General features: G+C 73.7%; 10 protein-coding genes. 7 read left to right on the top strand and 3 right to left on the bottom strand.

The features are described from left to right. The first annotated feature begins 30 nt into the window (after positions 1 to 30). A complete protein-coding gene (locus tag ACE4Q9_RS02870) occupies positions 31 to 648 on the top strand; it encodes an RNA polymerase sigma factor (protein WP_397987103.1) in 618 nt (205 codons plus the stop codon). Then, positions 645 to 1736 (top strand): CU044_5270 family protein, encoded by a 1092-nt coding sequence (locus ACE4Q9_RS02865; protein WP_397982605.1) that lies wholly within the window; start codon positions 645 to 647, stop codon positions 1734 to 1736. The genes ACE4Q9_RS02870 and ACE4Q9_RS02865 overlap by 4 nt, the downstream gene beginning before the upstream one ends. Before the next feature lie 163 nt (positions 1737 to 1899). Here ACE4Q9_RS02865 and ACE4Q9_RS02860 read toward each other — a convergent pair whose 3' ends face one another. Continuing rightward, a complete protein-coding gene (locus ACE4Q9_RS02860; protein WP_397982604.1) occupies positions 1900 to 2643 on the bottom strand; it encodes an SDR family NAD(P)-dependent oxidoreductase in 744 nt (247 codons plus the stop codon). Positions 2644 to 3063: 420 nt separating this feature from the next. Between ACE4Q9_RS02860 and ACE4Q9_RS02855 the strand changes: the two genes are divergently transcribed. Both ACE4Q9_RS02855 and ACE4Q9_RS02850 read left to right on the top strand, forming a co-directional pair. Beyond that, positions 3064 to 5292: a protein kinase gene (locus ACE4Q9_RS02855; protein WP_397982603.1), complete on the top strand. Its 2229-nt coding sequence runs from the start codon at positions 3064 to 3066 to the stop codon at positions 5290 to 5292. Positions 5293 to 5923: 631 nt separating this feature from the next. Then, positions 5924 to 7225 carry a PP2C family protein-serine/threonine phosphatase gene (locus ACE4Q9_RS02850; RefSeq protein ID WP_397982602.1) on the top strand — a complete coding sequence of 434 codons (1302 nt, stop codon included), beginning with the start codon at positions 5924 to 5926 and terminating at the stop codon, positions 7223 to 7225. Positions 7226 to 7255: 30 nt separating this feature from the next. Here ACE4Q9_RS02850 and ACE4Q9_RS02845 read toward each other — a convergent pair whose 3' ends face one another. Continuing rightward, positions 7256 to 9283, bottom strand: coding sequence for a heavy metal translocating P-type ATPase (locus tag ACE4Q9_RS02845; protein WP_397982601.1), 2028 nt, complete (start codon positions 9281 to 9283; stop codon positions 7256 to 7258). Between ACE4Q9_RS02845 and ACE4Q9_RS02840 the strand changes: the two genes are divergently transcribed. Then, positions 9198 to 9533: an ArsR/SmtB family transcription factor gene (locus ACE4Q9_RS02840; RefSeq protein ID WP_397987102.1), complete on the top strand. Its 336-nt coding sequence runs from the start codon at positions 9198 to 9200 to the stop codon at positions 9531 to 9533. The two genes, ACE4Q9_RS02845 and ACE4Q9_RS02840, sit on opposite strands and share 86 nt — an antisense overlap. Before the next feature lie 117 nt (positions 9534 to 9650). Here ACE4Q9_RS02840 and ACE4Q9_RS02835 read toward each other — a convergent pair whose 3' ends face one another. Next, positions 9651 to 10085, bottom strand: coding sequence for a VOC family protein (locus tag ACE4Q9_RS02835; protein ID WP_397982600.1), 435 nt, complete (start codon positions 10083 to 10085; stop codon positions 9651 to 9653). Between the two features lie 281 nt (positions 10086 to 10366). Between ACE4Q9_RS02835 and ACE4Q9_RS02830 the strand changes: the two genes are divergently transcribed. Together ACE4Q9_RS02830 and ACE4Q9_RS02825 are read left to right on the top strand one after the other, a co-directional pair. Further along, on the top strand, positions 10367 to 11341 hold the full coding sequence (locus ACE4Q9_RS02830) for a TIGR01777 family oxidoreductase (RefSeq protein WP_397982599.1): 975 nt from the start codon (positions 10367 to 10369) through the stop codon (positions 11339 to 11341). A 354-nt stretch (positions 11342 to 11695) separates the two neighbouring features. Next, positions 11696 to 13060: a beta-1,3-glucanase family protein gene (locus ACE4Q9_RS02825; protein ID WP_397982598.1), complete on the top strand. Its 1365-nt coding sequence runs from the start codon at positions 11696 to 11698 to the stop codon at positions 13058 to 13060. The last annotated feature ends 92 nt before the right edge of the window (positions 13061 to 13152 follow it).

Here is a 13152-nt window from a genome sequence, read left to right as displayed (position 1 = left end):
GAAGTGAGTGTGAACAAGTCAGAGAACGACATCCGCCGCCGCGTACGCGAGGGGGATCGTGAGGCGTTCGCCCAGCTGTACGAGGAGTTCGCGCGGCCCGTGTACAACCACGGGCTGCGGCTCACCGGGGACTGGTCGACCGCCGAAGATGTCATGTCAGAGACGTTTCTGACCGCCTGGCACGCGCGAACGCGCCTTGCGGAGGACGGGGGCTCGCTGCTGCCCTGGCTGCTGGGCATCGCCACCCACAAGGCGGACAACGCGCGCCGGAGCACCCGGCGCCGGCAGAGGTTCCTGGCCCGCCAGGTGCCGCCCCGAGAGGTGGAGGACTTCGCCGCCAGGGCGGCCGGGCGCATCGACGACGCGCGCCGGCTCCGGGCCGTGCACGCGGCGCTGGGCCGGCTGCGGCGGCAGGAGCGTGAGGTCCTCGCCCTGTGCGTGTGGTCCGGACTGGACTACCAGCAGACGGCCGAGGCCCTGGGGATCGCGGTCGGGACCGTACGCTCCCGGCTCTCCCGTGCCCGCAAGAAGCTCGCCCGGTTCGCGGACGAGAACACCGCACAGGACCGGGAACCGCGGGTCCACCGCGGAGAGGTGACCAGTGTGGCCGCGATCGCGGCCCTGCCCGTGCGGGAGGAACTCACATGAACGACCGTCACGCTTCCGGCAAGCGGCACGACGACCGCGACGAGATCGCCCGTCTGCTGCCGGCCCCGGCCGACTGGGACCTCCCGCGCGAGCGGCATCTTCGTCACAAGGATCTGCTCATGCGACACATCGACCGCCACCAGGCCGAAACCGCCACCGGCACACCCACCACCACGCCCGCCGCCCCGCCCGTCCGGCGCCCGCGGCTCCTGCTGCGGCCCGCCCTTTTCGCGCCGGCGGCCGCGCTGGCCCTGGCCGGTGCGCTGACCGCCGGTGCCGTCCTGGGCGGCAACGGCGGCGCGCGCGGCGACGCGGCACGACATGCCGCCGGGGACATGCGGCCCGCCGCCGCCCTGCTGCACCGCATCTCCGACGCCGCGGCGGACCACGGGGCGCCCACCGTGCGCGACGACCAGTTCGTCTACACCCGCGAGAAGGTCCGCGGGGCCGATGTGACCAGCGGCAGGGCTGTCGTGGGCCCGCTGCAGGACCGCGAGACATGGATGGCCCAGCGGCCCGGCCCGCTGCACCGGCTCGGCCTGATGCGCACCGACGGCGAGACCCTGCCCATCAACGCCGAACTGGGCGACACCAAGGGCACCCCGGCCGGTCTCAGCCGGCCCACGTACCGCTGGCTCGCCTCCCTGCCCACCGACCCGGACAAGCTGCTCGCCTACCTGTACGCCAAGACGCCCGCGACCGCCGGACGGGAACGCGACCAGGCGGTGTTCGAGCAGATCGGCGGCCTGCTCGGCGGAGTCATGCCGCCCCGCACGGCCGCCGCCCTCTACCAGGCCGCCGCGCGGATCCCCGGCGTCGACCGGTCCCCGCGCGCGCGGGACGCCATCGGCCGGCAGGGCCTCGGCATCGTCCGCGACGACAAGCGCTACGGCGTGCGCACCGAGTGGGTCTTCGACACCGAGGACTACTCCTTCCTCGGCTCCCGCAGCTACCTCACGAGGAACACGTCGTACGGCAAGGCCGGCACCCTGCTGTCCAGCACGGCCGAACTCGCTCACGCCGTGGTCGACAAGGCGGGCGTACGCCCCGCCGGCGAGGCGGGTACGGACCGCTCGGGAACCGCCTGACGTCCCGGCCGTACCCCGCGGGCGGCACCCACGGGGTACGGCCGCCGGGTGCGGAGGACGGGCCGGCGCCCTCAGCCGGCCGGTTCGCCCACCGGCACCCGTGCCACACTCTCCGACCTGCCGCCCGGCACACCGCCGAGGTCACGGAATCGGCCGGTGCGGCTCAGATCGCGGTCCGGCCGCCGTCGACGGCGATGGTGGTGCCGGTGACGTAACTGGCCTTCGGCGAGGCGAGGAAGGCGACCACCTCGGCGATCTCGGAGGGCTCGGCGGCGCGCTTCATCGCGGTGGTCGCGCCCAGCGCGTCGAACATCTCGCGCGCCTCGGGCCGGGTGTAGACCGGGCCGGGGGCCACGTTGTTGAAGCGGACGCCGCGAGCGCTGTACTCGGCCGTCCAGCTCTGGGTCAGCGAGGCCAGGGCCGCCTTCGTGGCGCCGTAGGCCGCGGCGCCGGTCAGGCCGATGCTCCCGGCGATGCTGCCGGTGCTGATCACGCTGCCCGCGCCCTTCGCGGCCATCGCGGGCGCGAAGGCGGCCACCAGGAAGAAGGGCGCGCGCACATTGCCGGCGAACATGGCGTCGTAGTCGGCCGGCGTCATCTCCTCGGTCGGGGCCCACTGCGCGACCCCGGCGTTGTTGACCAGTACTTCGACCTCGCCCACCTCGGCCGCCAGCCGGTCCGCCGCGTCCGGTTCGGTGAGATCGGCCGCGACGAACCGGGCCCGGCCCCCGGCCGCGGCGATCTCCGCCACGACCTCGGCACCGCGCTCGGCATTGCGGCCCACGACCACGACGGACAGCCCGTCCGCGGCCAGCCGCCGGGCGATCGCCCGACCGATGCCGGAGGTGGCGCCGGTGACCAGCGCGGTCAGGGGGCGGGAGGCGGAGGCAGCGCTCTGTGCGGACATGCGGAACACCTTTCGAGGCTCACGGGGCCGGGCTGGCGGGCGGGTCCGTCCGGCGGCCCGGGGACACGTCCGGGAGGACGCCCTCCCCCAGGGAACGCAGCGCGGCCGCACGGAGGCGGTACGACACCCCGCGGGGGCCCCTGATCGGCGCCTTCGAGGGGTGAGTCGTCCGCCGCCACCGGTTCACCGGGCCGCCCGGCGGGTACAGGGCGCCTCCCTGCCCGCACTCGGCCCCGTGCGCCGGCGCCACTCGGCACCCCCGCGCCCGGATTCGGACCGGCCGCCGAGGAGTTGGGAGCGCGTTCTTTGCGTGTGACGCTTTCGCGAAGGGTCGCCCGGCCCGCCCGCTGCCCGGCCGGCGGCGCCCGCGCGTTCCGTATTCTGGCGGCGGGAACTGCTGGGAGGCCAGGGGAGGGGCGCGTGCCGCTACACAAGGACGACCCGAGGTCCGTCGGCGGCTACAAGCTGACCGACCGGCTCGGCGCCGGCGGCATGGGCAGGGTCTACCGGGGCAGATCGCGTTCCGGGCGCGAGGTCGCCGTCAAGGTCGTGCACGCCGAATACGCCCAGAACCCCGTCTTCCGGGCCCGGTTCCGGCAGGAGATCGAGGCCGCCCGCCGGGTGAGCGGCGCCTTCACCGCGGCCGTGGTGGACGCCGACCCGGAGGCGGAGTCGCCCTGGATGGCCACCCAGTACGTGCCCGGCCAGTCCCTCGCCGCCCGCGTCCGCGACCAAGGCCCTCTGCGCGTCACCGAGTTGCGGTCACTGGCGCTGGGCCTGGTGGAGGCGCTGCGCGACATCCACCGGGCCGGGGTGGTGCACCGCGACCTGAAACCGGCCAACGTCCTGATGGCCGCGGACGGCCCCCGCGTCATCGACTTCGGCATCTCCCGCGCCGTGGAGAGCCACCACACCCTCACCGAGACCGGGCAGGTGATCGGCACCCCGCCGTTCATGTCCCCGGAGCAGTTCACCGACGCCCGCACGGTCGGCCCCGCCTCCGACGTCTTCTCGCTCGGCGCGCTGCTCGTGTGGGGCGTCACCGGACGCGGCCCCTTCGACGCCGACAGCCCTTACCTGACCGGCTACCGGGTCGTCCACAACGAGCCCGTCCTCGACGGCGTGACCGGATCGGTGCGGGCGGTCCTGGAGCGCTGCCTGGCCAAGGAGCCCGCCGACCGGCCCGAACCGGACGTACTGGCACGGGAGTTCGCCAAGGCCCTGCCGGAGCCGTCGCCCGGCGAGCCGGAGACGATGACCGTGCGGCTGCCCTCCGCGCGACCCACCGCCCCGGCCCTCACCGGTGCCCCGACCACCGTCGAGCGCCGCCCCCGACGGCGCGGCCCGCGCGTGCTGCTGGCCGTGTCCGGTGTGCTGGCCGCCGCCCTGACCGGCTATCTCCTGCTCGACCCGCCGGGCGGCGGGGTCGATGGCGGCGGCACGGTGCGGGCGGACTCCACGGCCGCGGGGCGCTGGACGCCCCTCCCACCCGGCTGGAAACCCTGGCAGACGACCGCGTCCGCCGACGCCGAGAGGGGCGTGAAGAAGGCGCCGGCATACGACGGGCACCGGGCGCCGGCCTGCGTACCGGACGCCGGCGCCCTCTACTGCGGCGGCAGCGCCCTCCTGCCGGAACGGATCGACGCCACCACCGGACGCACCCTCTGGCGCTCCGGCATCGCACCCGCCGGCGTCCCGGCCGACCGGTACGTCACGAACATTCTCGGCACGTACGAGGGCGTGGTGCTCGTGGAGTCGACGGTCACCGGCTCGGGCGGCACCGGACAGTCGCAGTCCGTCCTCGCGCTCGACGCCGCGAGCGGTACGCGGCTGTGGTCGCATCCGGTGCGCACGGACAGCCTGGGCTCGGGCTACGCCGCCGGGGTGACGATGACACAGGAGGGCGACGGCAGCGCGGTGACCGTCCGCTCGGCGCGCGACGGAACGGTGCGCGGGCGGATCCCCGTACCCGCCGGGTACGACTGCTACCCGCTCGCCGCCGACGACCGCCCCTACGTGGAGTGCATCGCCCGCGCGGAAGGCTCGCACACCACGAAGTTCCTCGTGGTCGACCCCGCCGACGGGTCCGCGCGCACGCTGACCTCCCCGGCCCAGCAGCGGAGCTTCATCGGCGTTCGGGACGGACAGCTGGTGTTCGTGGAATCGGCCGACAACCCCGTGCCCGACAGCCCCGACCTGGTCTACACCCGCATCGTGCGGGTCGACCCGCGCACCGGCAGGCGGACGCTGACACCGCTGCCCGAGCGCTACCGGGGCGGCGTCCCGGCCCTGGCCCGCGGCACGCTCTACTTCGCCACCTCCAGCGGCATGGTCACGGCCGTCTCGCCCGTGACCGGGGCCAGGCTGTGGCAGAGCCACACGACCCTGGAGACACCGGGTCAGGTCTCGGTGGACCCGAGCGGACGCACCGTGTACCTGGCCGGCGGCAGCGGCCGGGTTGCCGCCCTCGACGCGGCCCGCGGCACCCTGCTGTGGGAGTCCCCGGCCCGCGCCGAGGTCCTGGACAGCGGGCTGCTGCCCACCGTGTGGTTCGACAAGGGCGCCCTGGTCCTGGCGGCCTCCGACGGCACCCTCTTCACCCTCGACCCCTCTCACCCCTCCCGCCCCGCCGTCCCCGTCCCCGGCTGACCCGCACGGCGGGCGGGGGCCGGCCCCACCTGGAACTTGGGTGCCAGCTCCATCGAGGGGAGGAGCCGTGACGGGTTGACTGGGACGGGACAGGGGAGTGCCGGACCGGGCACGGGAGGACAGCGTGGTGGGAGCGCTTACGGCGGTCGTGGCGTGCTGGGCGGCGGCACTCCTGGCGTGCGTGATGGCGCGGTACCCGCCGGGGCGCACCGCGGGCATGGGCTCCGCCGGTCCCGCGCATGGCAACGACGCCGGCGCGAGGATCACCGTCCGCGACCCGGCCCGGCAGACCAGCGGACTTTACGAACACATGGCCGGTCCTGGCATACAGGGCGGTGCGACACGCCCGACGGACCCTCCGCCCGGCCCCGTCTTTCCCCCACCCGGATCACCACCCCCACCGGACAGGGCCCGTCGGCGGCGACGAGGGCCGCAGTCGGCAGCCGCGCCCGGCCCGCGCCGCGCTGACGGCCCCCACCGTGCGGGGAAGACGCGGTCACGGTGTGCGATCATCCGGCTCAGGGAGCCCTGCCCGGTGCGGACCGGCCCGCACCCGCACGGACGGGAGCCGAGGCCGCCCGCCCCCTGCCGGCCGGGTGGCCCGCCGCCCAGGGACGCCCGGAGGAGCGTCATGAGACGAGAGCCGACGCCGGCTGCGGCAGCGTCGTCCGAGGTGCTGCCGCCCGAGGTCGCCGCGGCCCGGCTACGGCTGCTCGCCGATGTGAGCCGCGCGCTGGCCTCCGGGCTGGACGCACAGGAGTCGCTGGGCAGACTCGCCCGGCTGGTCGTGCCGCAGCTGGCCGACGCCTGCGTCGTGGACGTCGTCGAAGGCGAAGGCGTACGGCGGCTCACGGTCACCGACCGGGACACCGACCGGGCGCTGCGCGTACTGTCCGGCGGCCTGCTCCCCGGCCCGGACGACTCGGCCTGCGCGCTGGCGAAGGTACTGCGCGGCGCGGGCCCCGTCCTGGTCACCGACTTCGGCGGACCCGACCCGGCCGACCCGCTGCGCGCCGCCCAGTGGGCTTTGTACCGGGCACTCGGCGCCCAGAGCGCGCTGATCGTGCCCATGCGCGTACGGCGGCAGGAGCTGGGCGCCCTCACCTTCGTCCGCCGCGCCGGGGCCCCGGCGTTCGACGAGCAGGAGCAGGCGCTCGCCGCCGACCTCGGCCACCGTGCGGGCCTCGCCCTGGACAACGCCCGGCTGTATGCCCTCCAGGAGCACACCGCCGAACAGCTCCAGCTCTCCCTCCTGCCCGACCTGACCGGCCTGGACCACCTCCAGCTCGCCACCCGCTACCTGGCCGCCCGCGAACGGGCCGAGGTCGGCGGCGACTGGTACGACGCCTTCCCGCTGCCCGACGGCTCGGTCGTCCTCGCCATCGGGGACGTGGTCGGCCACGACCTGGCCGCCGCCGTCCGCATGGGGCAACTGCGCAACATGCTGCGCGCGCTCGCCTACGACAGCGGCGGCGACGATCCGGCGGGCATCATGTGCCGGCTGGACAAGGTGATGCAGGGACTGACCGTCATCGAGCTGGTGACGGCCGTCATCGCACGCCTCGAGACGTCCGACACCGGCCCGTGGCGGCTCACCTGGACCAACGCCGGCCACCTCCCGCCCCTGCTGGCCCAGCCCGACGGCCACACGCTGCTGCTGGAGGAGGGACACGCACCCATCCTCGGGGTCGATCCCACGCTCGGCCGGGAGTCGGCGACCGTCACCCTGCCTCCCGGCGCCACCCTGCTGCTGTACACCGACGGCCTCGTCGAACGCCCCGGCGAGGACATCGGCCGCGGCCTGACCCGGCTGCGCCAGCACGCGGCGGCGCTCGCCCGCGAGCCACTTGCCGTCTTCCGCGACGAACTCCTCACCCGGATGAGCGACGTCCAGAACGACGACGTCGCCGTACTGGCCCTGCGCGTCCCCTGAGCCGCGTCCCTCCTCGCGGCGCTCCGGGCCTCAGCTCCCGCTCCCCGTCCGCGCCCGGCGCCACGCGCCGTCCGCCAGCAGGCGCAGGCCGTTGAGGCCGACGATGACGGTGGACCCCTCGTGCCCGGCCACACCGAGCGGCAGCGGGAGGGTGCCGACCAGGTTCCAGACGACCAGCCCCGTGATGAACACCGCGGCGATGACCAGGTTCTGCACCACCAGGCGCCGGGCCCGGCGGGAGAGTCGTACGACGGCGGGGACGGTGGCGAGTTCGTCGCGGAGGATCACCGCGTCGGCGGTCTCCAGCGCGAGGTCGGACCCGGCCCGGCCCAGGGCGATGCCCGTGTGCGCGGCGGCGAGGGCGGGAGCGTCGTTGACCCCGTCGCCGACCACCAGCACCCTCCGTCCGGCCCGCGCCAGATCCCGCACGGCGGCGACCTTGTCCTGCGGGAGGAGACCGGCGCGTACGTCCGTGATGCCGATCTCCTGCGCCAAGCGGGCGGCGGCGCGCGGATTGTCCCCGGTGACCAGCAGCGGCGCGGATCCGGTGAGGGCGGTCAGCGCGCCGACGGTGGCGGCCGCGTCCTCGCGCAGCCGGTCGGCGATGCCCAGTACCCCGGCGGGGACGTTGTCGACGGTGACCATTACGGCCGTACGGCCCTCGTTCTCCCAGCGCGCCGCGACCGCGCTCGCCGGGTGCGGCAGGCCGCCGTCGAGGAGCCGGGCGGGGCTGCCGACCGCGACCGGCCTGCCCTCGACGGTGGCCGTCACCCCGGTGCCGGGCGCGGAGCCGAAGTCCGCCGCCGGCGGAATGTCCAGCCCGCGGGCGCGGGCCGCGTCCACGACGGCGCGGGCCAGCGGATGCTCACTGGGATGCTCGGCCGCCGCGGCAAGGCGCAGCACCTGGTCCTCCGTCAGCCCGGAGCCGGCGAGCGCGTGGACGTCCGTCACCCGGGGGGTGCCTTCGGTCAGCGTGCCGGTCTTGTCCAGGGCGACCGCGTCCACCTGGCCGAGCCGCTCCATGACCACGGCCGACTTCACCAGCACGCCATGGCGGCCGGCGTTGGCGATGGCCGAGAGCAGCGGCGGCATGGTGGCCAGCACCACAGCGCAGGGCGAGGCCACGATCATGAACGTCATGGCCCGCAGCAGGGTCGGCCGCAGCTCGGCACCGAAAAGCAGGGGAAGCACGAACAACGCGACGGTGGCGGCCACCATCCCGATCGAATACCGCTGTTCCACCTTCTCGATGAACAGCTGGGTCGGCGCCTTGGTCCCGGACGCCTCCTCCACCATGGCCACGATCCGGGCGATCACCGAGTCCGCCGGGTCCCGCTCGACCTTCACCCGCAGCGCGCCGGTGCCGTTCAAGGTCCCGGCGAACACCTCGTCGCCGGGCCCCTTCGCCACCGGCAGCGGCTCGCCGGTGATCGTCGCCTGGTCCACCTCGCCGGCGCCGTCCAGGACCCGGCCGTCGGCGCCGACCCGTTCGCCGGGCCGTACGAGGATCACATCGCCCATCGAGAGCCGATCCGTCGGCACCGTCTCCTCGCCGCTGCCGCTGCCGCTGCCGCTGCCGCTGCCGCTGCCGCTGCCGCTGCCGCTGCCGCTGCCGCTGCCGCTGCCGCTGCCGCTGCCGCTGCCGCTGCCGCAGCCGTCGCCGCCGTCGGTGAGCCGGGTGGCCGTGGCCGGGGCGAGATCGAGCAGACCGCGCACGGAGTCGGCGGTGCGGGCGGTGGCGACCGCCTCCAGCGCGCCGGAGGTCGCGAAGATGACGATCAGCAGCGCGCCGTCCAGCACTTGCCCGATCGCGGCGGCCCCGAGCGCGGCGACCACCATCAGCAGATCCACGTCCAGGGTCCTGTCCCGCAGCGCCTGGAGCCCGGCCCAGCCCGGTTCCCAGCCAGATCGCGTCCCGCGCGGCCGCCTGGACGCAACCAGTGCCGCCAAAGTCGCCACCACCCTCCAGGCGCTGGCGACTCCCTCACGGCTGCTGATCCTCGCCCGGCTGCGCGAAGGCCCGTTGCCCGCGACGGAGTTGGCCGCCGAGGTGGGCATGGAACAGTCCGCCTGCTCCCACCAACTGCGCCTGCTGCGCAACCTCGGCCTCGTCGTGGGCACCCGCAAGGGCCGCTCGATCGTGTACTCGCTCTACGACAACCATGTCGCGGAACTGATCGACCAGGCCATCTACCACGTCGAACACCTCCGCCTCGGCCTGATCGACCCCACCGGCCAACTGGCCGAACCGGAACCGGAGTCGGAGCGGCGGTCGGCACCGCAGGTGGCACCCACCCCCTCCGCCTGACCGCTGGGCCAGGATGGCGTGGGTCCAAGGTGATGCGCGTGCCGCGTCAGGCCCTTCGCGCCTCGCCCGACGCGCCTCGCCCGACGCGCCTCGCCCGACGCGGCGCGCACGGCACGCTCAGTCGAGGCAGAACTCGTTGCCCTCGACGTCCTGCATCAGGAGACACGACTCGTTGAAGTCGTCGGCACGCAGCAGCCGCACACGCACCGCACCGAGCGCGACCAGCCGGGCGCACTCGGCCTCGAGCGCGGCCACCCGCTCCTCGCCCACGAGCCCGGTGGCGACCCGCACGTCGATGTGCACCCGGTTCTTGACGACCTTCCCCTCGGGAACGCGCTGGAAGAACAGCCGGGGTCCCACCCCTGAAGGATCACCGCACGCGAAGGCCGCGCCCTGCCGTTCGGCCGGCAGCGAGCGATCGAACTCGCCCCACGTGGCGAACCCCTCCGGGGGCGGCGGCACGACGTAGCCCAGCACCTCGCACCAGAAGCGAGCGACGCGCTCGGGCTCCGCGCAGTCGAAGGTGATCTGGATCTTTTTGATCGATGGCATCGGAGCACCATAGCGGGACCGGTTCGCGATGCAACTCCCTCTATTTCATGGGACACGGCTGCTCCGGGACGGCTTGGCCCCCGCTGGCCCGCCGTCCCAGGCTCGGCGGGCCGACGCCGCGTGGGCGTCATCGCGAGGTAAACCGGAACGTACGCCTCCAGCTGCCCGATGGGAAGGCTTGCAATGGTGTGCTCCAGCTCACACTCGGGCCCACTTTTGAACGCGTTCAACTCATTGGTCTAGGCTCACCCCGGAACGAGGGAGACGAGGGAGGGGCAGCCGTGAAGATCGTGATTCCCGGTGGCACCGGACAGGTCGGCACGGTCCTGAAGCGCGCGCTCGGCGCCGCCGGCCACGAGGTCGTGATACTCACCAGACGCCCCGAGCGCGAGGGTGAGATCCAGTGGGACGGCAAGACTCCGGGGCCGTGGACCGCGGCCGTCGACGGCAGCGATGTCGTCGTCAACCTGGCCGGACGCAGCGTGAGTTGCCGCTACACGGCAGCCAATCTGCGCGAGATGATGGACTCGCGGGTCGACTCCACCCGAGCCGTGGGCGCCGCCATCGCGGCCGCCGTCCGACCGCCCCGCCTCTGGCTCCAGATGAGCACCGCCACGGTGTACGCGCACCGCTTCGACGCCCCCAACGACGAGGCCACCGGCGTGATCGGCGGCAGTGAGACGGGCGTGCCGGACTACTGGGCGTACAGCGTCGAGATCGCCGAGTCCTGGGAGCGGGCCCAGCAGGAGGCCGAGACACCGGCCACCCGCAAAGTCGCGCTGCGCTCGGCCATGGTGATGAGCCCGGACCCCGGCGGGGTCTTCGCCGTCCTGCTGGGACTGGTCCGGCTGGGCCTCGGCGGACCCGTCGGCGGCGGCGCGCAGTACGTGTCGTGGATCCATGAAAGCGACTTCGTGCGCGCGGTGGAGTTTCTGATGGCGCGTGAGGACATCAGCGGACCGGTGAACCTGGCGGCCCCTCACCCCCTGCCGCAGCGCGCGTTCATGCGTACGCTGCGCTCCGCGTGGGGCGTGCCGGTGGGTCTCCCGGCGACCAGGTGGATGGCCGGGCTCGGCGCGTTCGCCCTGCGCTCGGACACCGAACTCCTGCTGAAGAGTCGCCGCGTCGTCCCCGGCCGGCTGACGCAGGCCGGCTTCGACTTCCGGTACCCCCAATGGCCGCAGGCCGCCGACGAGTTGGTGCACCGTACGCGGGCACGGGCGCGGGCCGGAGGTGGCCCCCTGGCGCGCCCCTGACGCACCCCACGGTTCTCCGGCACCCCTCTTGCAAGTCGCTTGCCCCCGCCCCGCAACGGCGGCCCGAACCCTCAGGCGCCCACGCCGAACCCACGCCCGACGACGGCCGGACGCAAGCGGCATCCGCCCGCTCCCGCTCCCCCCCAGCCGACCACAGGCCGCCCCTCCACTCCCAGTCGACGCGAACCCGGCGTTCAGAATCCGAACGAATCTCTTGATGCCTCCGTCCATTTGTGAACAACCCATTGACTGGCTCCGAGGAGCTTGCCACCATCACCCTCACCCGAGAGCGCTCTCAGGCTGCGTCACGGTTCGGTCTCCAGCACGGTCCCCACCCGTTCGAGGAGTGCGCCCATGCCAGTCGGCTCCACCCCACCACGTCTCGCGCCGGAACGGCTCCGCTCCCGGCCCCACCTCGTCCTCGCGCTGCTGATCGCGCTCGTCGCGGCGCTCGGACTCACCGCCACCTCCGCAAGCCCCGCCCACGCCGCGGGCACCCTGCTCTCCCAGGGCAGACCCGCCACCGCGTCCTCCACCGAGAACGCCTCCTTCGGTGCCGCGCAGGCGGTGGACGGCAACGACCAGACCCGCTGGTCCAGCGCGTTCGCCGACCCGCAGTGGATCATGGTGGACCTCGGCTCGGTCCAGCCCCTCACCCAGATCACCCTGAAATGGGAGGCCGCCTACGCCAGGGCCTTCACCCTGCAGACGGCCACGGACGCCGGCGGCCCCTGGACCACCGTCTACTCGACCACCGCCGGCACCGGCGGCGTACAGAACCTGAACGTGAGCGGCTCCGGACGGTACGTCCGGATGTACGGCACCCAGCGCGCCACCCCATACGGCTACTCCCTCTGGGAGTTCCAGGTCTACGGCGGCTCCGGCGGCAGCACGCCCCCGGACGCCTTCTGGGGCACCACCGACGACATCCCGCCGTCCTCGGCCGTGATGAAGGTGAAGGTGCTCAACCGGACCGGCGGCGCCTACCCGGACAGCCAGGTCTACTGGAGCTACAACGGCCAGGAGCACTCCATCGCCGAGCAGCCCTACGTCGACATCGTCGCCGCCCCCGCCCAGCGCATGTACTTCTACGTCGGCTCCCCGAACGGCCAGTACTACGACTTCATCGAATTCACCACCGGCACGGCCTCGTTCAGCGGCAACACCACACGGGTCGACGCCTGGGGGCTGCCCCTGGCCATCCGGCTGCACTCGCACAGCGGGCAGGACGTTCAACTGGGCGACAGCCAGGAGCTGTTCACGATGAGCCGGGACCAGGTGTTCCAGAACTTCCAGAATTCCGTGCCGCAGCAGTTCAAGGTCCTGGCCCAGACCCAGGCGCCGTACCGGATCATCGCCCCCGGCAGTGACCCGAGCTTCAGGGCGGGCGGCGCGAACGCCGACTACTTCACGGCGTACGCCACTTCGGTCGGCGTGAACGAGCCCACCTCGAACATCTTCGGCTGCGCGGGCTCCCTGGCCTCCAACGCCGCCCTGTGCGCCGCGCTCAACCGGCACACCGCGAGCCTGCCGGCCGCGCAGCAGCAGGACCCGTCGAGGTTCTACGGCGGCGACCCGGCCAACTGGTACGCCAAGTACTGGCACGACCACGCGATCAACCACCTGGCGTACGGCTTCCCCTACGACGACGTGGCGGGCCAGGCCGCCTACACCTCGATGGACAACCCCCAGTGGATGGAGGTCGCGGTCGGCTACTGACGACAACCCACACACACGGCGCGCCGCACGCACCCCTCCACCGGCGAACACTCCGACCGGCGGAGGGGTGTGTGCGACGGTCAGCCGGCTTG

Origin of the sequence: Streptomyces sp. AM6-12, from assembly GCF_044327085.1 — a bacterium.
Classification (GTDB): Bacteria; Actinomycetota; Actinomycetes; order Streptomycetales; family Streptomycetaceae; genus Streptomyces.
This window is presented reverse-complemented; position numbering and strand designations above follow the sequence as displayed.

Coding starts and splice junctions, on each gene's coding strand:
- ACE4Q9_RS02825 (WP_397982598.1), top strand. CDS start 11,696: ATGCCAGTCGGCTCCACCCCACCACGTCTCGCGCCGGAACGGCTCCGC.
- ACE4Q9_RS02860 (WP_397982604.1), bottom strand. CDS start 2,643: ATGTCCGCACAGAGCGCTGCCTCCGCCTCCCGCCCCCTGACCGCGCTG.
- ACE4Q9_RS02865 (WP_397982605.1), top strand. CDS start 645: ATGAACGACCGTCACGCTTCCGGCAAGCGGCACGACGACCGCGACGAG.
- ACE4Q9_RS02850 (WP_397982602.1), top strand. CDS start 5,924: ATGAGACGAGAGCCGACGCCGGCTGCGGCAGCGTCGTCCGAGGTGCTG.
- ACE4Q9_RS02845 (WP_397982601.1), bottom strand. CDS start 9,283: ATGCCCACCTCGGCGGCCAACTCCGTCGCGGGCAACGGGCCTTCGCGC.
- ACE4Q9_RS02835 (WP_397982600.1), bottom strand. CDS start 10,085: ATGCCATCGATCAAAAAGATCCAGATCACCTTCGACTGCGCGGAGCCC.